The organism is Arthrobacter sp. 10T44 (assembly GCF_056393885.1).
The window spans coordinates 212,409-232,529 of record NZ_JBFTGT010000002.1 but is presented as its reverse complement, the minus strand read 5'-3'; the positions used below and the strand labels follow the sequence as shown (position 1 = coordinate 232,529).

19 protein-coding genes and 1 riboswitch are annotated in these 20,121 nt (G+C 68.0%); of the genes, 8 read left to right on the top strand and 11 right to left on the bottom strand.

All coding sequences use genetic code 11. From position 1 onward, the window contains the following. Nucleotides 1–80 precede the first annotated feature (80 nt). Nucleotides 81–638 (top strand): dihydrofolate reductase family protein, encoded by a 558-nt coding sequence (locus AC1DBL_RS05580; protein ID WP_476892434.1) that lies wholly within the window; start codon nucleotides 81–83, stop codon nucleotides 636–638. A gap of 95 nt (nucleotides 639–733) precedes the next feature. On the opposite strand, the gene AC1DBL_RS05575 is transcribed toward AC1DBL_RS05580, so the two are convergent. After that, nucleotides 734–1,495, bottom strand: coding sequence for a hypothetical protein (locus AC1DBL_RS05575; RefSeq protein WP_441417651.1), 762 nt, complete (start codon nucleotides 1,493–1,495; stop codon nucleotides 734–736). A 4-nt stretch (nucleotides 1,496–1,499) separates the two neighbouring features. Beyond that, a riboswitch (cyclic di-AMP (ydaO/yuaA leader) is annotated at nucleotides 1,500–1,665 on the bottom strand. Between the two features lie 201 nt (nucleotides 1,666–1,866). Here AC1DBL_RS05575 and AC1DBL_RS05570 point away from each other — a divergent pair. Beyond that, nucleotides 1,867–2,121, top strand: a complete 255-nt coding sequence (locus tag AC1DBL_RS05570; RefSeq protein WP_441417650.1) for a hypothetical protein — start codon at nucleotides 1,867–1,869, stop codon at nucleotides 2,119–2,121. Nucleotides 2,122–2,123: 2 nt separating this feature from the next. Here the strand turns inward: AC1DBL_RS05570 and AC1DBL_RS05565 are convergent, their stop codons facing one another. Both AC1DBL_RS05565 and AC1DBL_RS05560 read right to left on the bottom strand, forming a co-directional pair. After that, entirely contained in the window at nucleotides 2,124–2,735 is a 612-nt protein-coding gene (locus tag AC1DBL_RS05565) for a DNA alkylation repair protein (protein ID WP_476925641.1), read from the bottom strand. Nucleotides 2,736–2,852: 117 nt separating this feature from the next. Further along, entirely contained in the window at nucleotides 2,853–6,152 is a 3,300-nt protein-coding gene (locus AC1DBL_RS05560; RefSeq protein ID WP_476925640.1) for an Ig-like domain-containing protein, read from the bottom strand. Between the two features lie 656 nt (nucleotides 6,153–6,808). Here AC1DBL_RS05560 and AC1DBL_RS05555 point away from each other — a divergent pair. Both AC1DBL_RS05555 and AC1DBL_RS05550 read left to right on the top strand, forming a co-directional pair. Beyond that, the gene (locus AC1DBL_RS05555; protein WP_476925639.1) at nucleotides 6,809–8,065 is read left to right on the top strand and encodes a hypothetical protein; all 1,257 of its coding nucleotides are present in this window, start codon (nucleotides 6,809–6,811) and stop codon (nucleotides 8,063–8,065) included. Nucleotides 8,066–8,199: 134 nt separating this feature from the next. Continuing rightward, entirely contained in the window at nucleotides 8,200–9,624 is a 1,425-nt protein-coding gene (locus AC1DBL_RS05550; RefSeq protein WP_476908755.1) for an MBL fold metallo-hydrolase, read from the top strand. A gap of 129 nt (nucleotides 9,625–9,753) precedes the next feature. Here AC1DBL_RS05550 and AC1DBL_RS05545 read toward each other — a convergent pair whose 3' ends face one another. The 4 genes from AC1DBL_RS05545 to AC1DBL_RS05530 all read right to left on the bottom strand — a co-directional run bounded on the left by AC1DBL_RS05545 (nucleotide 9,754) and on the right by AC1DBL_RS05530 (nucleotide 12,117). Continuing rightward, a complete protein-coding gene (locus AC1DBL_RS05545) occupies nucleotides 9,754–10,161 on the bottom strand; it encodes a DUF7793 family protein (protein ID WP_441417645.1) in 408 nt (135 codons plus the stop codon). Between the two features lie 128 nt (nucleotides 10,162–10,289). Then, nucleotides 10,290–11,054 (bottom strand): sulfite exporter TauE/SafE family protein, encoded by a 765-nt coding sequence (locus tag AC1DBL_RS05540; protein ID WP_476925638.1) that lies wholly within the window; start codon nucleotides 11,052–11,054, stop codon nucleotides 10,290–10,292. Further along, nucleotides 11,051–11,659 (bottom strand): rhodanese-like domain-containing protein, encoded by a 609-nt coding sequence (locus AC1DBL_RS05535; protein ID WP_476925637.1) that lies wholly within the window; start codon nucleotides 11,657–11,659, stop codon nucleotides 11,051–11,053. Before AC1DBL_RS05535 ends, AC1DBL_RS05540 begins: the two co-directional genes overlap by 4 nt. A gap of 155 nt (nucleotides 11,660–11,814) precedes the next feature. Continuing rightward, nucleotides 11,815–12,117, bottom strand: a complete 303-nt coding sequence (locus AC1DBL_RS05530) for a rhodanese-like domain-containing protein (protein ID WP_476916806.1) — start codon at nucleotides 12,115–12,117, stop codon at nucleotides 11,815–11,817. Nucleotides 12,118–12,409: 292 nt separating this feature from the next. Between AC1DBL_RS05530 and trxA the strand changes: the two genes are divergently transcribed. Beyond that, nucleotides 12,410–12,775 carry a thioredoxin gene (gene trxA, locus AC1DBL_RS05525; protein ID WP_476925636.1) on the top strand — a complete coding sequence of 122 codons (366 nt, stop codon included), beginning with the start codon at nucleotides 12,410–12,412 and terminating at the stop codon, nucleotides 12,773–12,775. 285 nt (nucleotides 12,776–13,060) lie between these two features. Further along, on the top strand, nucleotides 13,061–14,092 hold the full coding sequence (locus tag AC1DBL_RS05520) for a Gfo/Idh/MocA family protein (RefSeq protein ID WP_476925635.1): 1,032 nt from the start codon (nucleotides 13,061–13,063) through the stop codon (nucleotides 14,090–14,092). Nucleotides 14,093–14,119: 27 nt separating this feature from the next. On the opposite strand, the gene AC1DBL_RS05515 is transcribed toward AC1DBL_RS05520, so the two are convergent. Both AC1DBL_RS05515 and AC1DBL_RS05510 read right to left on the bottom strand, forming a co-directional pair. Further along, nucleotides 14,120–14,764: an FMN-binding negative transcriptional regulator gene (locus tag AC1DBL_RS05515; RefSeq protein ID WP_476925634.1), complete on the bottom strand. Its 645-nt coding sequence runs from the start codon at nucleotides 14,762–14,764 to the stop codon at nucleotides 14,120–14,122. A 38-nt stretch (nucleotides 14,765–14,802) separates the two neighbouring features. Then, nucleotides 14,803–15,756 (bottom strand): DMT family transporter, encoded by a 954-nt coding sequence (locus tag AC1DBL_RS05510; RefSeq protein ID WP_476892425.1) that lies wholly within the window; start codon nucleotides 15,754–15,756, stop codon nucleotides 14,803–14,805. On the opposite strand from AC1DBL_RS05510, the gene AC1DBL_RS05505 reads away from it, so the two are divergent. Continuing rightward, nucleotides 15,755–17,167, top strand: a complete 1,413-nt coding sequence (locus tag AC1DBL_RS05505; protein ID WP_476892424.1) for an aminotransferase-like domain-containing protein — start codon at nucleotides 15,755–15,757, stop codon at nucleotides 17,165–17,167. The genes AC1DBL_RS05510 and AC1DBL_RS05505 overlap by 2 nt on opposite strands. A 52-nt stretch (nucleotides 17,168–17,219) precedes the next feature. Beyond that, entirely contained in the window at nucleotides 17,220–18,653 is a 1,434-nt protein-coding gene (locus tag AC1DBL_RS05500; RefSeq protein WP_476892423.1) for an AAA family ATPase, read from the top strand. Here AC1DBL_RS05500 and AC1DBL_RS05495 read toward each other — a convergent pair. Both AC1DBL_RS05495 and AC1DBL_RS05490 read right to left on the bottom strand, forming a co-directional pair. After that, entirely contained in the window at nucleotides 18,639–19,307 is a 669-nt protein-coding gene (locus AC1DBL_RS05495; protein ID WP_476925633.1) for a hypothetical protein, read from the bottom strand. The genes AC1DBL_RS05500 and AC1DBL_RS05495 overlap by 15 nt on opposite strands. After that, nucleotides 19,304–20,026: a dienelactone hydrolase family protein gene (locus AC1DBL_RS05490; protein WP_476892421.1), complete on the bottom strand. Its 723-nt coding sequence runs from the start codon at nucleotides 20,024–20,026 to the stop codon at nucleotides 19,304–19,306. The genes AC1DBL_RS05495 and AC1DBL_RS05490 overlap by 4 nt, the downstream gene beginning before the upstream one ends. Between the last annotated feature and the right edge of the window lie 95 nt (nucleotides 20,027–20,121).

The window sequence follows — 20,121 nt, the reverse complement described above, 5'->3', positions numbered from 1 at the left end:
CAAAACGGCAGGATGCCGCCGTTCACCGGGGACGAGCGCCGCCTTCCCGCAACGCTTCGTCCGGGCGTAGGCTCTGGCCCATGCGAAAGATCATTCTGGCCCTCCAGGTCTCCCTCGACGGTTTTTTCGAGGGGCCGAACGGAGAGATTGACTGGCACATGGTGGACGAGGAGCTCCACAGCCACTTCAACGAGCAACTGGCCTCTATGGGCGCCTTCCTGGACGGCCGCGTGACCTACGAACTGATGGCCGACTTCTGGCCGACGGCGGACCAGGATCCGTCCAGTACACCGGCTATGGTCGAGTTCGCCAAAATTTGGCGGGACATGCCGAAGATTGTCTACTCCAGGACGCTGGAACGGGCCGACTGGAACACCACGGTGGTGCGCGACGTCGTCGCCGATGACGTGCTGGCACTGAAGGCGCAGCCCGGCGGCGACTTGGCACTGGGCGGGGCTGACCTCGCCGATACCTTCCGCCGGCTCGGGCTCATTGACGAGTACTGGATTTATGTCCACCCGGTGCTGATCGGGCGGGGGAATCCCTTGTTCAAGTCAGCAGACGACAGGACCGCGCTCACGCTCGCCGGCACCCGCGCGTTTGGCAACGGCGTCGTCCTGCTGCGGTACGCCGGCTGAGCTCACCGGCCGGCGTAAACGTGCGCAAAAGCCGGTGGCCAGCTGCCGTTTAGCAGCCGACCACCGGCCCTGGAAAGAGGTTCTTACGCTTTTTGCTATGCGCTGGCGCGGACGAAGGTCACGCCACCCGTGGCGGTCAGCCAGGACAGCGGGTGCTTGATCGTCTGGTTGCTGCCGTTCATGCCACCGCTGATGGCCATGCCGTCACCGGCGTAGATGGCGACGTGGCCGGACTGGACGATCATGTCGCCGGGCTGCGGGGCACCCACAACCTTGCCGTAGCCCATGAACTGCTGGGGACCGAGGTCGCCCACGTGGATACCGGCCGCACCGAGGGCCTTCTCCACCATGGCGGTGCAGTCCTGGGTGATGCCGATCTGGCTGTAGGCGGCCGAAAGCATCGCGGCGTTGGCTCCGCCGGCTGCCGAGGCAGGTGCCACGGCCGCCTTCGCCTGAACGCTGACCTGCGGCGCTGCCGGCGCGAGCACCGGAGCGGGGGCAGGCGCGACAGCCGGAGCGGCGGCAACCGCAGGGGCGGTGACGGGCTTGGGCTGCTCGATCACGGGCGCCGGCGTGGTAGCGACTGCCGGGCGGGCGAAGCTGATCTGAACTGCGGAATCAGCGGTAACCGGCGCGGAGACCTTGCTGCCGACGTCAACCGACGAAGCCGGGGCGGTCTTGTTTTCGGCCGGGGCAACGGCTGCATTGGCTGCCATTCCGCTCGTGAGGACGAGGCCGGAGGCTGCGAAGATTACTGCGGCCTGACGACCGATGGTGCCTGATTTGCCCGAGAATGCTGAGGCCCGTCCGGCGGATGCGTCGGAACGATGGCGCGCAGAAGTAATGCTTGAAGTCATGTTTGTAGCCTCTCCCAATGCCTGCGAGGTGAGCTGTCGGATTCGGATGGGAGGCACCCGGCCGCGGGCCCGTCAATGCGGGCGCTGTGCGGCTTCACCCCAAGACCTGCTAAAACTGCAGGTCAAAAGTGGTTTCCCCGTCTCTGCCAGAAAGGTTGCATTCGGATCCCAGGCCGCGGCAGAGTTAGGCAATCGGCTCGGGAGCGCCCGTATCGGAATCAAACAGGCACCCATCTACGGTAACGGGCCCGGGCGGGAATGTCACATTCAGATAACGGAGCCGTGTCCTGGCGCGGAAGAAAGCCTAGGACGCTTCTACCCGCCAGCCATAGGATGAGGGCACCCAGCATTCCCCGAGCGGAGGCCCCGTTATGAACAGCCACTGTGTCGCAATTTGCCAGCTCAGCGATCAGCCGCAGGAGGATTTCGACGTCAACACAGAACTGCTGGTTCTCGAGGGAAAGGAAATCCACGTAGCCACGTGGGACGCGGAACCGCGCGACGGCGGCTTCGATATCCACGTCCTGAATGACCGCGTGGACGCGCTCGGTTTTATGGTGGTGACCGACTGGCAGTTCCTCGACGGAAAGGCGTATGCCGTCGTGGAGCGCCGGCCCGGCACGTAGCGCTACTTCGCCATCCCGGAGGTGACGGCAGCGATCGCCTCCCTCACCAGACCGGCGTCGTCCGGGGTGCCCGACTCCGCCAGCCCGGCCTGGCGCCGGTAACGGTCCCAATCCCCTCCCCCGGCCCGTAGCTCGCGGAGCGGCGCCATCAGGGCCGCCCGCCGCAGCCAATCGTCCGGGTCCTGCAGCCAGCGGCCCAGCACGGTTTCCGCGCGGGAACGGTTTTGGCCGTCCAGTCCCGCAATCAGCGGCCCGACGACATCGGTCGCCAGCGGATCGGCCAGCTCGCGCAGGCGCGCAGTCCGCAGGAAACCCTCGATCCGCGTCAGGTCCGAATTGTCCAGCAGGGCCAGGCTGGACTGCAGCAGGACGACGGCGGCAAGGCGGCGTTCGAAGACGGGCACCTCCCACAACTCCGAGCTGAGGGCGGTGACATCGTCGCGGCCAAGTGACCGGTACCGGCGCAGCGCGTCGCGGACAGTGCCGCGGACGGCGCCAACCGAGGAGCCGTAGCTCCCCAGGCCCGGGCCGTATCGCGTCTGCGCTTCCTCGGCCCGCTGCCACGAGCTCTCACGCAGCAGCGCCGCGTCAATGAAGTCACCGGCCTCGCTCATGGATCCATTCTGTCGTGCGGGGGCCGGCTTGGCCTAAGCAGCTGCGTCCTCCCGCGGGAAACCGTCGGCGAGCGCAGTGTCCTACGCGGACCGCTGGGGCCCGGGGGCCCGCACGCGCTAGCCGGTCACCAGTCTGGTTGAGCTATTCCAGGTCAACCGCCCGTGCTGGAAGTCCGACGCCCGGCCCACGGACACTGCGTACTCGTCCCGGGTCGGATATCCCAGACGTCCCCTTTCCCTGCCGAGGGCCGTCCACTTGGCACGGATCGCACCGAGGACGTAGTGCGACCCGGTCTTCGCCGACCAGTAGATCGATGCACCGCCCGAGCCTGTGAAGTGGCTGTAACGCCCCACGCCATCGGGGGTGCGCGTCTCGTCTGACGTCGGATAGCCCAGCAGCCCCCGTTCCCTGCCCAGGGCCGACCACTTGGCACGGACCGCGCCCGTGATGAAGTGCGCCCCGGTGCGTGGCGTCCAGTAGATCGATGAACCCCCCGAACCTGTGAAGTGGCTGTAGCGTCCCACGCCATCAGGGGTGCGCGCCTCGTCCGACGTCGGATAGCCCAGCAGCCCCCGTTCCCTGCCCAGGGCCGACCACTTGGCACGGACCGCGCCCGTGATGAGGTGCGCCCCGGTGCTTGGCGTCCAGTAAATGGATGCCCCGCCGGAGCCGGCGAAGTGTTCATACCGCCCGATCGTGTCCGGGGTTGTCAGCTGGTCGGTGGTGGGGAACCCCAGGACGCCGGCAGCGCCGCCCGCGGCCTTGTAGCGGGCATAGATCGCGCCTGCGACCCAATGGGCCCCGGTGGACGGGGACCAGCAGATCACACCCTTGGTGTAGTCCTGGCATTTCCCTGCCCCCACCGGGTACTCCAAGGTCAGCGACCTGCCGAGGACAGACCGCGGGTCACCGGCATTGGTCTGGTACGCCTTCAGGCCGATGGGATCGTCGACGCCCATTCCGGTGAGCATTACTTTCTGTGCTCCTTGGCCGTCGTCCGCGGTCAGCAGATAGTAGGTGTCGGCGGTTCCGGCCTGACCGACCACCGTCGGCTTGAACGTCACGCTCTGATGTGCGGACTCCCCAGGCGGGATCACCAGGCCTTCCGAGATTGGAACGGTGGTGGAGAATACACCCTCCGGCGCCTTGGCCTTGGTGATCGTCAGGGGGATGTTGCCAGTGTTAGTAATGGTGAAATCCCGGGTGGCCGCAGCGCCGGCAGGCACATCACCAAAGTCCAGGGATGCCGGCAGCTGCAGATGCGCTACGCCCGACACGGCGGTCGCCGTCACCGGTACCGTGAGCGATCCTCGGTCGCTCGTGATGAGGAGCTGATCAGCCACCGGGGTTGCCGTCGTCGGACTGAAGGTGACGGACACCGGAACGGAAGTAAGGGGTTGAATCTTCTGTCCCACGGCCGGCAGCGTGGCCGGGTCGACCGCAAGCTGGGCGTTGCCCGGCAAGGTGACGCCGGTGATCGTGGCGACGCTCGTGCCGGTGTTGACCACGTTTACGGTCTGGCGACTGCTGGTCTGGGTCGGCACGTCGGTGAATACCAGGGTGGGCGGCGTTGCCCCCAGCCCGTCCTTGGTGCCGACGCCGTGAACCCCCAGAAGGTCCGTCTCGCCGTCGGAGGTTTTGACGGTCAACGTCCCGTCGACCTGTCCGGCTACGGTCGGCGAGAAGGTGACCGGGACCGTCATGGTTCCGCCTTTGGCAAGCGTCCGGGGCAGTGTGAGGGCCTCGATCCCGAACGGCGCAGGTGCTGCGACGGAACTGACCGTAACAGCCCTGCTGGCGGTGATGATCAGGTTCCCTTTCACGGTGGTGCCTACCGCGGCGGTTCCCAGGTCCGTGTTTGTCGCCCCAACCGCTGAGGTCGTCGGGGCACCGAAGCCGATCACGTGCCCGTCCCGGGTTCCCACGTAGACGCGCCCGTTGTCAGTGGCAACCGTGGAAAACTTGGCGGCGGTGCCCAGCGGGGCCGCGAAAACCTGCTGAAGCTTACCGGTGCTGTCCGGCATTGCGCGGTAGGCACGGAGTTCCGCGCCGGTACCGGTGGGTCCCGTTACGTACACGGCCCAGACCAGGGCGGTGGAGGCGTTTGTACCGTTGGAGGTCACCGTGGGCGCCCCGGAGGTGTACCCGAAGGTACCAATGGACGTACCGACGGAGGCCAGCTGGATGCCGCCGGTGCTGCTGGCCAACAGCTTGTGCGCACGCAGGTAGCCCTTGTTCTCCACGGTGTAGATGTACCCGCCGTTTGTGGTCCCGAGGAACGCGGGCCTGCCCCAGACGCCACTGTACGGCCCGGCGCCGTCGAGGACGGCGTCCGTTCCGCCGCTCCCCTGCCCCATACCGCCCAGGTTGTCCCGGTCCAGCAGGTAGACCCGGCCGTCCTTGCCGACCTGGACCATCAGGCGAGGGTGGGCCGTGGTGCCGTAGCCGGTGGGGATGGCGATCGGGGCACCGGAACCCAGGTCGGCATCGTTCTGATCCAACTTGGCGTTGTTGGCCGGGCTGAAGAAGTCCGTGGCCTTGAGGTTTCCGTCGGCTCCGACGCTGACCCGAACGACTGACTCTGCGAGGGTCGCCGGAGGGGTCTTGCCCGGTCCCGGCTTAGGGGAAATCCCGTTCCCGGTGGAAAACAGGATCTGGCCGGTGCCGTCGGAGACCAGGCCGCCGCCGGATTGCCAGATTCCGCCCTCCGCACTGCTGTTGCCGGACTCGGTGGCCCACATCGTGGTCTGCCGGCCTGCGGTCGACACCCCGACGACGTAGCCGACAAACGGTGCCCAGTCGCAGTGGCTGGCGAAACCGGCGTAGACCACGCCATCCAGCAGGAGAAGCCCGGGCCGCTGCATCGCAGTCATCGCGTTGAACGGCCGTGTCGGGTCGTTAGTGGGCGCGCCGTTGATGAGCACCGGGAACCCTGGCCTCTCGGCCCCCGTGACCCTGTCCAGCGAATGCATGTACCAGTGCGGGAGCTGCGGCGTCGCTCCGTCGTTCGTCTTCGCCATCAGGAAGACGCTGTTGGTCGCGGCGTCGAAGACCGGAGTGGACGTGACTCCGATGTTGGGGGTGAGGTCACCGCAGCTTACGGTCGCTGCCGGCCAGGCCGGACCGAGGTTGCGCTGCCACTTCACCGCTCCGGTGCCGCCGTCCAGGCCGTAGACGTTGTTGTTCTCCGTCGCGGCTATGACGGTGCCGCCCACCACGAGCGGCTGGGCGTACACCTGGCCGTCCACGGCGGTGGAAAAAAGCTTGCCGAAATTTGATGACGCGACCGACGTCGGCGAAAGCGCAGTCTCGTTGCTGTCCCACCCTGTCCGTAACAAATCGTGCGCGATCGTGCCGACGTCGGCAGAGGCCGGACCGCTGACGGATAGCCCGGCCAGGGCGAGCGATGATGCCACGATGAGCGCCCACGCGCGTCGGGTCCGCGACCGTCGCCGGGAGGGAGCCTGGGACCATCCGGCAGCCCGCTTCCGCTTGAAATGGGATGCCCCGGCCGCGCCCCCACAGCGACCAGGAAAATGTCCGGACAAAGCACGAAGTGCCGCTTGTTCACGCATGGCTGAGACCCGTTTCTGAACATTCAATTGACTAACTCCACCCAGTACTCCGGAGCCTAGAAGCGCCGAAAGAGCAGCGCGCGAGTGGCGCCTACCCGTCTTCTGGAAGGGGCTTCTTGCTTTCCGGCCGGTCCTACTTGGTTGGTTGTTAGGGACACTTGGTCGCCTACTTACTTCCGGTCATCCGCCGGACTTGGTCCCCGGCATTGAGTAAGCTCCGGCGCGGCCCGGGGGCACAAATCCTCTGGTGCCCCCGGGCCCTGCGCCGGATCATGGGCTCAGCACATCTTTCGACGGCAGGGAGTCCAGTCGTGTGTCCAGGTGCTGCAACAACACGGAACACCAGCGGTCCCCGCTCGCGGACCCAGCGCTGGCTCCTGGCCTGCGCTGCCGCTGTTCTGGGGGTGACCGGCTGCACGCCGGGCTCACCCTCACCGCCCGCGGGCAGCGGATCGTCTCCCGCAACCGGGACTCTCCCGTCGGCGACGGCGGAGAAGGTGCTTTCCGATGAGGAACTGATGGTCCTCGTGGACAGGGCGATCAACAGCGGCCAGGAAGGCACCGGGCGGGTCTCCAGAAGCTCGGACCTGCGCACCCGCCTGCAGGGACGACCGGAGCCCGCCGATAAGCCGGCCGTCGAGCCCGGCGAGTGCAGCGTGTTCCGGCCGCACAGTTCGCCGACCAGCGGAGCGGACCTGGCAATGCACTTCGCCGCGGGCGTCCTGACGCTGACCGGCGTGTGGTCACGCGAGGCCCTGGCGTTTGTCTTTGCCCGAAGCGCACCGCGCAGCGACGTGCTCGCTGCGGATTTCGCCTACACCGACGACCTGGCCCAAAGGTGTTCAACGTTCCGGCAGACGGTGGGGAATGATCCAACGTCCACGGTCAGGCTGCTTAGGACGCCGGCCGTGGGCGAGAAGGCCTACGCCACGGTTTTGAGCACACCGGCAACCGCCGGCACTCCCCCGGGCGGCGCCACCGTTGCACTGCAGGTACTCAAGGGAACCCTGACGATCGGGCTGAGCCGGCAGGCACCCACCGCCAGGTCCGACGCGGAACTCAGGACCGCCCTCGAGCCGCTGGTCCGGCTGGCCCAAAAACTGGTCGGGCAGACCGACTCCGGCACGGCACCGTCAGCCGCACCGCCGTCTGGTCCGACCGCTACCCCACAGCCCCCCGAACAACGGACGCCGCAGCAACTGGCCAGGCTGCTGCAGGGCGTTACCGGCCCCACTGGAAGGCCGGCCCAGGTGCTGGAGGGACGCTACACCCGGAGCGGCCCTGCCACGGCGCCGGCCGTTTCCGGATGCATTTACGACGACGCCGCCTATCTTGCCTCGTTCCCCGGGGCGGCCACCGTGGTGGCTGAGATCGCCGGTGGGCCGCAGGTGCTGGACCAGATCAGCCTGCGGCTCGTCAGCTTGCCGCCCCCGCCGGCCGGGCCGTCCCCTTTTGACAGCCGGGCAGCCGACCTCAGCCGCTGCAGTTCGATCCGGGAGAGCCTGCCGGGCGGCGGCTCGCGCACCTGGACCGCCATCAAACACCCGATCGTCAACACCGGCGGCGAAGCGGGCTACGCCGTGGTTTATGTGCTTCCCGACGGGACCGGAGTCCGGCACATCCAGGTGGGTGCCCGGAAGGGCAGGCTGTGCGTGGAAACGGAAACGAAAGCCCTGTCCGACGCCGGCGTCCTTCAGGCCGCGCGCGGGCTCGCGGCGACCATCAACAAGGTGCTGGCCAGGATCGGCAACTGAAGCCTCCGGGCGACGTCGGCGGCACCGCAGGACCGGTCCGGCGCCGCTTGCGCGATACCCCCGGGGGTATTACTGTTGAATGTAGAGGAGGAAGGAATCCCTTCCCCGTCCACCTCAAGAAGGAGTTCTCCCGAATGCTTATCGAGCGCATCTACGACGAAGACCTTGCCCAGGCGAGCTATTTCATCGGCTGCCAGGCCAAGGGCGAGGCCCTTGTGGTTGATCCCCGGCGTGATATCGCCGTGTACCGGGACCTCGCTGCCGCGAACGGCATGAAGATCGTGGCCGTTACCGAGACGCACATCCACGCGGACTTCCTCTCCGGCACCCGGGAACTGGCCGCCGCGACCGGCGCCACCGCCTATGTCTCGGGCGAGGGCGGCGCGGACTGGCAGTACGGTTTTGAGGCCGAGCGGCTCAACGACAACGATGAGATCGTGCTGGGCAACATCACGGTCAAGGCCCTCCACACCCCCGGGCACACCCCGGAGCACCTGTCCTTTTTGATCACCGACGGCGCATTCGCAGACAAGCCGGGCTACCTGCTCTCGGGTGACTTCGTGTTCTCCGGCGACCTGGGCCGGCCGGACCTGCTGGATGAGGCCGCCGGCGGTGTCGACACCCGCTTCGCAGGCGCCAAGCAGCTGTTCGCCAGCCTGCGGGACAAGTTCCTGACCCTGCCGGACCACGTCCAGGTCCACCCGGGCCACGGCGCCGGCAGCGCCTGCGGCAAGGCCCTGGGCGCGATCCCGTCCTCGACCGTCGGCTACGAACGGCTCTACGCCTGGTGGGGCCCCTACCTGGCCGCAAACGACGAGCAGGGCTTCATCGATGAACTCCTCGACGGCCAGCCGGACGCGCACGCCTACTTCGCCCGGATGAAACGCGAAAACCGTGAAGGCCCCGCCGTCATGGGCGAACGCGCCCCGCTCCCCGAGCTGGGCACCGCCGATGTCGCCCGCGACCTCGCCGCGGACAAGGTCATTTTCGTTGACACCCGCCCGAACAACGAGGTCCACGAAGGCACCGTCACCGGCTCCGTCAACGTCCCGGCCGGTAAGTCCACCGCCAGCTTCGGCGCCTGGGTCGTAAACCCGGAAACCGACACCAACCCGCTGGTCCTCCTCGCTTCCAGCCAGGCGGACGCGCAGGAAATGTGGGACCACCTCGTCCGGGTCGGCATCGACAAAGTCGCCGGCTACGTCACCAGCCTCGAGGGCCTGCCGGTCAGCGTCCCGAAGCTGATCCAGCCCGAGGAACTCGACGGCTTTGACGCCGCCATGGTCCTGGACGTCCGCAACCGCACCGAACATGCAGCCGGCCACATCCCCGGCTCCTACCAGCTCAGCGGCGGCCGCGTGATGTGGCACCTGGATGAACTCCCCACCGAAGGCACCATCGTGTCCTACTGCCAGAGCGGCGTCCGGAACTCCGTCGCGGCCAGCGCGCTGCGCCGCGCCGGCTACGACGTCGTCGAACTCGACGGCAGCTACTCCGCGTGGAACGCAATGGAACAGGCCGCCCGCCGGCAGGCACCGGAAACCGTTCCGGCCAGCTAAGCAGGACAACCAGTAAGGCAACACAGTGACAGCGTGGCGGCGCCCCGGGTACCCGGGTCGCCGCCACAGCTGTGTCCGCGACAAGTTCCAATCCCTGCCGTCAGGCGGCGACGGGAGCCGGCACCGGGGCTACGCCTTGTGCAGGCCCGTTCCCTCCCCCGCGGCGAGCTCCGGAAGCTGGAGGCCCTCCAGCCACTCCAGCGCCTCCGTGCGTGAGGTGAAATACGCGTGCGGGCAAAAGCTGTGGCGGCCGAGTGCCGCCGCAACGACGGTGTCCACCACGCTGGAACCCAGCAGGGCCACCGCGGTCACTGCCTTGGCACGTTCGTAGGTATGTCTTGCCGTCGAGCGCATCGTTACACCGGATATTTCCACGAGTAAGGGCAACTCCCGGCCGCCGCCAAGGGCCCGCATCGCTTCAATCGAAGCGGCCGCGTCCCGGGCGTCGACAAGCGTCCCCGGCGCCCAAACCAGGTGAAAATGAGGCCCGCAGATTCCGAGCCGTCCTTTCCCGCCTGCGATCAAGATCTCTTCCATTCATCCCCCTAAGCACCAAAGGTACCCTCCACCAACCGACTTGAGCAGAACCCGGGCAACGAAAAAGCGCCGGAGGACATGTCCTCCGGCGCTTTACCGCCGTGCTGTTTTCCCCCGGGCTGTCCGGCTCAGGAGAGCAGTGCCTGTACGCTCACGTAGGCCGCGACCAGCAGGACCAGGATGCCGAAACCGCGTTTGAGCACCTTGTCCGGGATCCTGGTGCCGAGCCGGCCCGCGATCAGGGAGGCAACCATTGCTGCCCCCGCGAACGCTGCCGTCACGGCCCAGTCGATCTGCAGGTCACCGAGGTGCGCCGCGAAGCCGGCCATCGAGTTGATCACAATAATGACCAGCGAGGTACCGACGGTCACCGCCATCGGCAGGCCCAGGACCAGGGTCAGGGCCGGGACGATCAGGAAGCCGCCGCCGACGCCGAGCAGCCCGGTGAGGAAACCCACGACGGCACCCGTCGCGATGGCCTTGGGCAGGCAGCTGCGCCAGTTCACGCCGCCGCTAGGCAGGGCGCAGGAGCCGCCGGAGGCCTTGGCCGGAAGCATCATCCGGATGCCGGCGAACACCATGATGGCGGCGAAAGCCAGCAGCAGCACCTTCGGGTCGAGCAACCGGTTCACGTAAGCGCCCAGGTAGGCAGTTGCCGTGCCGGCCGCACCGATAATGAGGGCCAGCCGCCAGTTCACACCACCCCGCAGGCGGGGCAGCACCGCGACGGCGGAGGAGGCGCCGACAACGACCAGCGACGTCGGGATCGCCGCAGCCAGCGGAAGCCCCACGCCGTAGACGAGGGCGGGGACGGCGAGAATGGACCCGCCGCCTCCAACCAGGCCCAGCAGGCCGCCGACGACCAGCCCGAACGCCGCCGCGGTGAGGATCATGCCTTGGAGCCCAGGTTCTGCAGCGCCTGGTGGGCGGTGGGCTCGTTGGCGGAACGGTTCCACGGCATCTTGGAGAGCATCTGGCCCATGGCGCAGCTGTTCGTCGCCGCGGAGAAGGTCAGGCCGGCGCCGATGCCGCCGGCAACCAGGCCGAGCTTCGGCGAGAGCAGCTTGCTGCCCACGATGCTGGCCAGGACCAGGGAGCCGGCCGTCATGCGGACCTGGCGTTCCAAGGCCCAGGTGTTGCGGCCCTTCACCACGTTGCCGCCGGCGGCAGCATAGGCAGGAACGCCGCCGGCCAGCACGCTCGCGCTGCCCAGGCCGACTGCGTCCAGGTGCTTGCGGGCCTGCTCGGCCCGATTCCCGGACTGGCATACGAGGACAACGCGGGTGCCCATCTTGGCGGCGAATTCCTCGGTGTGTTCGCTCAGCATGGGGAGCGGGACATGGTACGAGCCCTTGATGTGCATCGAATCAAACTCGGCACCGCTGCGTACGTCGATCACCATCAGGTCATCGTGGTTGTCCTCCCAGGCCTTGAGCGTGGCGGCGTCAATGGACTGGGGTGCGGACTCGGTCGTAGTGGTCTTGTTTGAGGTAGTCATAGTCTCTTTCGGTCTAGCTTGGGTGGTTCTGGCGGCACCCCTGCGGATGCGGGCCGCCGTCCACCGGCCTGAAGCCCGTTAGGGCGCAGTCAGGACAGGTGGAGGCCCGGGCGGCGCATGGGGGGAGGCGCCGCCCGGGCAGTCCATGGGGAGTGTCAGCCGGCGGGCAGCCCGGCGTCGGACCAGTCGAGCATCCCGCCGGTCATCGTGTAGGCGGTGAAGCCGGCGGCGGCGAGCTGGTCGGCGGCTGCGGCGCTGCGGCGGCCGCTGCGGCAGACGGCGACGACGGGACGGGTCTTGTCCAGTTCCCCCAAGCGGGCCGGGAGCTGCGCCAGCGGGATGTGGCGGGCGCCGGCAATCATGCCGGAAGCAATCTCGTCGGATTCGCGAACGTCCACGACCTGGGCGTCGCTGCCGCTCTTGAGCTGTTCGTTGAGTTGCTGGGCGGTAATGTCCATTGATGTGCACCTTTCGGGAGGCGTTCGGCAGGGGCATGTGGCCGATCCAGCCACTCATAAATATACCCCCAGGGGTATCGAGGTTCAAAATCTGCCGCTGTTCGCCCGGAGTCGCCGGGGGCGCCGCTCAAGCCGCGGGGCGTCAGGTCAGGCGCAGGAAGAGGGTACGGATTTCGTCGAGAGTTAGCCTCTGTACCTCGGCGCCTGGGGGTATTTGATCAAGACCCCGCGCCATCCACCTCCCCCGTGGAGCACGCTTGCACCAATACCCCCGGGGGTATATATTTGGAGCATGGCAACCATCGACATTTCTGAAAAGACCTTCAACGACACCATTTCCGGCAACGACATCGTCCTGGTGGACTTCTGGGCAGCCTGGTGCGGTCCGTGCCGCATGTTTGCCCCCACATTCAGCAAAGCTTCCGAAGCCCACCCCGACGTCGTCTTCGCGAAGGTGGACACGGAGGCTGAGCCGGGGCTCTCCGCGGCAGCACGCATCACCTCGATCCCCACCCTGATGGCCTTCCGAGAGGGTATCCTCGTCTTCTCGCAGCCCGGCGCCATGAACACCAGCGGGCTCGACGGACTCATCACCGCCGTCAAGGGACTGGACATGGAAGAAATCCGGGCCAAGATGGCCGCCGCGCCCGCGTCCTAACCGCCAGCAATACCAAACCAACGCAGCACCCAACCAGCAGCACCCACTTAAGGAGAAAACAATGTGCAGTCCCGTCCGTTGCAATAGCTGTGGAAAGATCACCTGGGCCGGCTGCGGCGAGCACGTCGACTCCGTCATGGCCGAGGTGCCCACCGAACAGCGCTGCACCTGCAAGTGACTCGTCCCCGGCCGGCTCCGCGGCTGGGCTAGCATGCTCAGACGGCGTCGTTGCGATCCGTACGCAGCGACGCCGACCTGACCGCCAGCCCAAGGAGAACCGAAGCCATGTCAGACACCGCTGCGACGCGCGCCCCCAAAAGCTCCGACTCCCCCGGCGGCGTCCGCTGGGGAATCCTCGGCACCGGATTAATCGCCGGGCTGCAGACTTCGGACCTGGTGGAACACGGCTTCAACGTCCAGGCGGTGGGCTCCCGGAACCTCGCGACGGCCCGCGAGTTCGCCGGCAGGTTCCGGCTGCCCGCGGCCCATGGCAGCTACGAAGCGCTGGTGAACGACCCCGAGGTGGACGTCGTCTATATCTCCTCGCCGCACCCGTTCCATTACGAGAACGCACTGCTGGCCCTCAACGCCGGCAAGCATGTGCTGGTGGAGAAGCCGTTCGCCATGAACGAGTGGCAGGCGCAGGAAATCCTGGACCTCGCCGCATCGAAGGGGCTGGTGGCCCTCGAGGCGATGTGGACGCGCTACCTCCCGCACATGGTCCGGGTGCGGGAACTGATCCGCTCGGGTGCCCTGGGGGAGGTCCGGACCGTCATTGCGGACCACAACCAGAACCTGCCCAAGGATCCGGCGCACCGGCTCAACGACCCCGCCCTGGGCGGCGGAGCCCTCCTTGACCTGGGGATCTACCCGGTCTCCTTCGCCTTCGACGTGTTCGGCGAGCCAGCCCGGATCCAGGCAGCCGCCAGCATGACGGCCACCGGCGTCGACCGCCAGACCGCGATGATCTTCGAATACGCGGACGGACAGCAGGCTGTGCTGCACTGCGCACTGGACACCGCTGGGCCCAACCGCGCCGCGGTGATCGGCACCGAAGGCAGCATCGAGATGGACCCGGTCTGGTACACGCCCACCGGTTTCACCCGGTACGACGACGGCGGCAACGTCGTTGAGCGCTTTGACCAGCCGGCCACCGGCCGCGGCATGCAGTACCAGGCGTGGGAAGTCGAGCGGCTCATTGCCGACGGCGCGGTGGCCAACGACGTGCTGTCACCCGGCGAGACGGTCCAGGTCATGGCCGCGCTGGACACTGTCCGAAGCCAGATCGGGCTCAGCTACGCCAGCGACGAACGGTAGGGGCGCGGCAGTTCGGACCCAGCCGGCCTACCCTCCCAGGTCCGGGCGCCGCTCACGGCGTGCGCGTTCGACGTCACGGGCACTGGCTGTGTGCCCGCACCCCGCGAGTCCGGCCACGACGCCGTCGACGTCTTGATCGGAGCGGTTTTGGCTGAGCTTGGTCTTCGCCTCGATCCTGCCGATCAGCAGTTCGACGCCGACAATGGCGCGCAGTTGGCCGGCAATGTACCGCTCCGGCGCATCGTCGACGGACCAGGGCCGGGCTGAACCGGCTTCGTTGAGGTCGGTGAGCCGCCTGACGTGGCCGGCGAGCCAGGCCGCATCATCGTGGATGACCAGGGTGCCGTAGACGTGGGCCGTGGAGTAGTTCCAGGTCGGGACCACGCGCCCGTGTTCGGCCTTTGATGCATACCAGCCCGGTGAAATATAGCCGTCGGCGCCCTGCATGATGACCAGGGCCTCGCCGAGAGCCGGCTCGGACCACTGCGGGTTATTCCGGGCCAGATGGCCGTGCAGGGCCCCGTGCTCGCCGATTGAGGGATCGTAAACCAAGGGCAGCAAGGTTGCGAGCATGCCGTGCGCGGTCGTCGTGACCAGGTTGGCGGCCGCCGGGGTGGTGAGCAGGTCACGGACGGCGCCGGGGCCGGCCGCGAAGTGCGCTGGGATGTACATGGGATTGTCCTTTGCCGTTGGGTGGGGTGCCGGAAGAGTCAGGGCCGCGGTGGCGGCGGTGTTGGCCTCAGCCGGACGCGGACGGCGATGCCCGCGCAGGCGATTACCGCGGCCCCGCCGACCAGGGTGGTCGGCGTCAAGGTTTCGCCAAGGAGCAGCGCGGCCCAGGCGATGCTCAGCACCGGCTGGATCAGCTGGATCTGGCTGACTTGGGTCATGGGGCCGATGGCGAGGCCGCGGTACCAGGCGAAGAACCCCAGGAACATGCTGACGACGCCGAGGTAGGCGAAGGCGGCCCACTGCGCCGGAGTACCCGACGGGGGCTGCTGGATCATCGTCCACGCGGCCAGAAACAGCATCAACGGCGCGGCGAGCACGAGAGCCCACGAGACGGTCTGCCACGCACCGAGCTCCCGGGCGAGCAGGCCCCCTTCGGCGTAGCCAACCGCCGCGGCCGCGACGGCGCCCAGCAGCAGCAGGTCCGACCAGTGCAGTTGCCCAAAGCCCCCGGGCTGCGCGAAGGCGAAGCCAAGGGCCGCCGCGGCGCCGGCAGCCGTAGCGAACCAGAAAGCCGCGCGCGGACGTTCGTGGCCGCGGAGGACGACGGCGGTGGCGGTAGCGGCCGGGAGCAGGGCGATAACGACTGCGCCGTGGCTGGCGGGCACACTGGTCAGCGCGAACGAGGTGAGCAGCGGGAAGCCGACGACGATCCCGCCGCCAACCACCGCGAGACGGGCCCACTGAAGGCCCAGCGGAAACCGCTGACGGGTCAGGACCAGGGCGGTGGCAGCCAGGGCCGCGGCAACGACCGCCCGGCCGGAGCCGATGAACAAGGGCGACAGTCCCGCCACGGCCACCCGGGTGAAGGGAACGGTGAAGGAGAACGCCGCAACTCCGAGCAGTCCCCACCCGAGGCCGCCGCCGGAACGGCCGGACCGAGGAGTCGGTATCACTGGGCGAAAAAGTACAGTAGCGCTACTATTGTCTCTCATGAACCACGATAGCAGTTCACGGATTGTGACGCAGCTCAAAGAGTGGATCGCACGTGCCGCCCCCGGAGCCCGGCTGCCGTCCACGCGGTCGCTGGTGGCCGAACACCGGGCCAGTCCCGTCACGGTGCAGAAGGCGCTGCAGGTCCTCGCCGCCCAGGGGCTCATCGAGAGCCGGCCCGGCGTCGGGACCTTCGTCCGGGAGATCCGGACGGCGCGCCCCTCCGACTACGGCTGGCAGACCGCGGCGCTGCGGACGCCGCACGCGCCGCTTCGTTCAGCATCCACCGCGATGCGCAGCGCGGCGAACGATGTCATCGCCCTGCACTCCGGCTACCCGGCCCGCGAACTGCTGCCCGAACGGCTGGTCCGGGCAGCCCTGACCAGGGCGGCCAGGGGCGACGCGGCACTGTCCCGCGCACCGGCAGCGGGCCTCCCGGAGTTGCAGTCCTGGTTCGCGCACGAACTGGGTGCCTCGATGCAGGCCGGCGTCACCCCGCCGGCTGCGAGCGACGTTGTCGTACTGCCCGGAACCCAAAGCGGACTCAGCTCGATCTTCAGGTCGCTGGTGGGCAGCGCGCAGCCGCTGCTCATGGAATCCCCAAGCTACTGGGGCGCGATTCTCGCTGCCGCCCAGGCCGGCGTGCGCGTCGTTCCCGTTCCGAGCGGACCCGACGGCCCGGAGCCGGACGGGTTGGACCGCGCGTTTCAGGAGACCGGCGCCCGCCTGTTCTACGCACAGGCCAACTACGCCAACCCCACCGGGGCGCAGTGGACGGGCCGGCGCGGCGAAGAGGTCCTGGAGGTCGTGCGCCGGCACGGAGCGTTCCTGGTGGAGGATGACTGGGCCCACGACTTCGGCATCACATCGGCCCCCTCCCCCGTCGCCGCGCGTGACGATTCCGGCCACGTCGTATACCTGCGGTCCCTGACGAAGAGTGTCTCGCCTGCCATGCGGGTGGGGGCCGTGATCGCGCGCGGCCCGGCTCGGGACCGCATCCTCGCGGACCGCGGGGCCGAGTCGATGTACGTCAGCGGCGTCCTCCAGTCCGCTGCCCTCGACGTCGTCACCCAGCCGGCCTGGCAGACGCACCTGCGCAGCGTCCGCCACCAGCTCCAGTCACGCCGCGACCTGCTGGTCACGAGCCTTCGCGAGCATGCCCCGCAGGCCCATCTGACGCTGGTCCCCAAGGGCGGTCTGAACCTCTGGGCCCGCCTGCCTGACGGGACCGACGTCGACCGGCTCAGCGCCGACTGCGAGCGCGCCGGGGTGCTGATCGCCGCCGGCACGGAATGGTTCCCTGCCGAACCCGCGGGTCCCTTCATCCGGCTCAACTACGCCGGGCCGAACCCGGGTGACTTCCCGGAGGGCGCCCGGGTCCTGGGCCAGGCGATCGAGCGGAACGGGCAGTAGCGGATGGTGCGGCAGCGGACGCTACGCTGGCGGCCGCTGGTAGGGTCTGCGCATGGATGAAAATTTGGGGAAGTTCATCGACGATTTTGCGCAGCTTGTGCAACTTGCGCAGTCCGGCCAGCACCGGACGCCGGCGGGACCACAGTTGCTGTCGACGCTTACCGAACATTTGGGCGCGCCGGCCGGGTCGGTTTCTGTCGTGGTGGAGGAGATTCCGCCGCACCGGTTCGTCGACGCAGACATCCAAATGGCCGAGCTGGCGCGCGAGGATCCGAAGTCCCGGCTGGTCGGCATCGGTGGCGGCGACCAGCGACACCATCATTCCTTGAGCGACATGCTGCAGCAGGCGCAGGTCTTTCCCCAATTCCCGCTCTCCCAGCCGGACTACGCCAACCTCGCGGTGGGCCCTGACGAGCAGCGGCAGGCCGTGGCGCTGGGGCTCTGGCTGTTCAGTCACGGCGGACATCCGATCGTGGTGCTGCAACGGGATGCCAACCCCCGGTACGGTCGGCAAACGGCGTCCCTGGAAGTCCTGGCCGGCGCTACCGATACTGCCGCAAGCTTCCTCGCGGAGTTCCGACGTCGGATGCAGCGCCACAGCATCTTGAAGGGACAGGTCATCTCCCTTGTCATGGGCGAGTACGGACCCAGCGCGGCAGGCGTGACCTTCCACGCCCGGCCGGATCTGGCCGCGTCCGAGGTCATCCTGCCGGACGGTCTGCTGCAGAAAGTGTCTGACCATGCCCTCGGCATCGCCGAGCACCGGGACACCCTCAACCAGTACGGGCAGCACCTGAAGCGGGGCATCCTGCTCTACGGGCGGCCGGGCACCGGAAAGACCCACACGGTGCGGTATCTGCTGAGCCGGAGCCAAGGTGCCACTGCCATCCTGTTGTCCGGCGGATCGCTTGCCCGGATTTCCGAGGCGGCCTCCATGGCCAGGGCGCTGCAGCCCTCCATCGTGGTGCTCGAGGACTGTGACCTCATTGCCGAGGACCGCAGCTTCGGACATGGACCCCAGCCGCTGCTATTCGAGGTGCTCGACGCGATGGATGGCCTGGCCAGCGACGCCGACGTGGCGTTCGTCCTCACCACCAACCGGGTGGACATGCTGGAACGCGCCCTCGCGCAACGCCCCGGGCGGGTGGATCTGGCCGTGGAGATTCCCCTGCCCGCGCAGCCCGAGCGCGTGGCGTTGCTCAAGCTGTATTCACGCGGGATCCCCTTCAGTGTTGCCGCCCTTGATGAGGCGGCTGCCCGCACCGAAGGAACCACGGCCTCCTTTGCCCGCGAACTGATCCGCCGTGCCGTCGTGGCGGCCGCCCTGGCCGGCGTCCCGGTCGCGGACGGCCACCTTCAGACTTCCGTGGGCCAGCTGATGGCCGACGGCGAGGCGCTCACCCGCAGTTTGCTGGGCAGCGGGGTCGGAGAGGGCGCTGGTGGTGGCCCTGCCGGAGGCGAATTCCGGGGTTCAGCTGCTTTCTGACTCAACGAGACGTTTCAGATTTGAGAACTGGCGGGTCTGCATGACCCAGTGCGAGGGCTCCAACACCAAGATACTCAGCGCGGGTTGAAGCCATTGGGGCCGGAACGACCAATAGCCGCTGACCACCAGCCTGGTGCGGCCGCCTGCCGCGTCCTTCAGCTCGAACCCCCACAGCGAGTCGGTGAAGTGACGGGGCCGCTCTCCCGCTGGGTCGAACGGACGCCCGCGCAAATCGATCGACATGCGCAGACCCAGAAACTTCTCGGGTTCCAGCGCCGCGACCTCCCACCACTGGCTGCCGTCCGGCGTGGCCGCCAGCCGGTCCCCAACGGCGACATCCTGCCACTCAGGATGGATTGTCCCGGCACTGCGGCGCCCGAAGTTATCCAGGCGGTCCCAGCTGTACCAGCCGCCCCGCCTGGTTCCCATCTGCACCAGCCAGGGCCACACGCGCGAACGGGGCGCGTCAACGGTCACGGCCATCGTGGCGCTTCGGGTCCCGTCCGGGATAAGCCCGGCACCCGGGTAGGGTCCGTGAACTTCACCGTCGGTCGCACCGGCGCGTAGCAGGCGCGGGCGCACAACCATCAGATAAGCGGCGGTGAGAAACGCGGCAACTCCGCCGGCCATTCCCCCCATCCGGTGCGAGGTCATCGTGGCACCCCCTCAGGTTTCAGATGCGTCCGGAAGAACGCCAGGATCCGCCGTCGGGCGTCTTCGGCCGAGGGCTCGTGGTAACCGGCGGCCACCAGTTTCGCCAGCAACTTGTCGCCGAACGTCAGGTCTGACGGGCCATGCCGGTTGAGGAAGCCGTGGCCCGCGCCGGGATAGACCTTGATGTCGTGGTCTATCCCCGCGTCAGCCAGCAGCGGTTCCAGCCGGGCGGGCACCCGGCGCACCCCCGGCCAGCGGTCTCTTGCTCCGTAGCTCGCCACGATTGGGCAGGCCCGCGGCATGGCCCGGGCCGTGGCGTCGTCGAGTCCGCCGTAGTTCACGCTGGCCGCGGCAAAGTCGTGATCCGGTGCGAGCATGAGGGCGAAGCCACCACCCATGCAGAAGCCGATCACCCCGACGCGGCCTGTGCAGTCGCCGCGTGCCACCAGCCAGGCGCGGGTGAGGTCCAGGTCGCCGAGGGGCCGCCAGCCGCGGATAAGTGACCAGAGGCAGGCTGCCCTGGTGTCCCAGTAGAACAGGTCCGGTGCCACTGCGAGGAACCCCTCGCGGGCCAGCCAGTCGGCCTGCCCCCGGGTGTCTCGACTCAGGCCCAGCGCGTCATGGATAACCACGACGCCGGGCCAGGGACCTTCGCCGGACGGCGTGGCCACGTAGGCCGGCATTTCGCCGCGGGAAGTGCCAATGATTACCTCGGCCATGGGGCCTCCCGGACGACTGGAACAATCAGGACCTGATTACCGGCCTACCAGCGACACGCCCCTCGCGGGAAGAGTCATTGGCCACCGACCGGGGC

Coding starts and splice junctions, on each gene's coding strand:
- AC1DBL_RS05550 (WP_476908755.1), top strand. CDS start 8,200: ATGCTTATCGAGCGCATCTACGACGAAGACCTTGCCCAGGCGAGCTAT.
- AC1DBL_RS05570 (WP_441417650.1), top strand. CDS start 1,867: ATGAACAGCCACTGTGTCGCAATTTGCCAGCTCAGCGATCAGCCGCAG.
- AC1DBL_RS05505 (WP_476892424.1), top strand. CDS start 15,755: ATGAACCACGATAGCAGTTCACGGATTGTGACGCAGCTCAAAGAGTGG.
- AC1DBL_RS05565 (WP_476925641.1), bottom strand. CDS start 2,735: ATGAGCGAGGCCGGTGACTTCATTGACGCGGCGCTGCTGCGTGAGAGC.
- AC1DBL_RS05545 (WP_441417645.1), bottom strand. CDS start 10,161: ATGGAAGAGATCTTGATCGCAGGCGGGAAAGGACGGCTCGGAATCTGC.
- trxA (WP_476925636.1), top strand. CDS start 12,410: ATGGCAACCATCGACATTTCTGAAAAGACCTTCAACGACACCATTTCC.
- AC1DBL_RS05580 (WP_476892434.1), top strand. CDS start 81: ATGCGAAAGATCATTCTGGCCCTCCAGGTCTCCCTCGACGGTTTTTTC.
- AC1DBL_RS05520 (WP_476925635.1), top strand. CDS start 13,061: ATGTCAGACACCGCTGCGACGCGCGCCCCCAAAAGCTCCGACTCCCCC.
- AC1DBL_RS05530 (WP_476916806.1), bottom strand. CDS start 12,117: ATGGACATTACCGCCCAGCAACTCAACGAACAGCTCAAGAGCGGCAGC.
- AC1DBL_RS05510 (WP_476892425.1), bottom strand. CDS start 15,756: ATGAGAGACAATAGTAGCGCTACTGTACTTTTTCGCCCAGTGATACCG.
- AC1DBL_RS05535 (WP_476925637.1), bottom strand. CDS start 11,659: ATGACTACCTCAAACAAGACCACTACGACCGAGTCCGCACCCCAGTCC.
- AC1DBL_RS05515 (WP_476925634.1), bottom strand. CDS start 14,764: ATGTACATCCCAGCGCACTTCGCGGCCGGCCCCGGCGCCGTCCGTGAC.
- AC1DBL_RS05575 (WP_441417651.1), bottom strand. CDS start 1,495: ATGACTTCAAGCATTACTTCTGCGCGCCATCGTTCCGACGCATCCGCC.
- AC1DBL_RS05500 (WP_476892423.1), top strand. CDS start 17,220: ATGGATGAAAATTTGGGGAAGTTCATCGACGATTTTGCGCAGCTTGTG.
- AC1DBL_RS05540 (WP_476925638.1), bottom strand. CDS start 11,054: ATGATCCTCACCGCGGCGGCGTTCGGGCTGGTCGTCGGCGGCCTGCTG.
- AC1DBL_RS05495 (WP_476925633.1), bottom strand. CDS start 19,307: ATGACCTCGCACCGGATGGGGGGAATGGCCGGCGGAGTTGCCGCGTTT.
- AC1DBL_RS05490 (WP_476892421.1), bottom strand. CDS start 20,026: ATGGCCGAGGTAATCATTGGCACTTCCCGCGGCGAAATGCCGGCCTAC.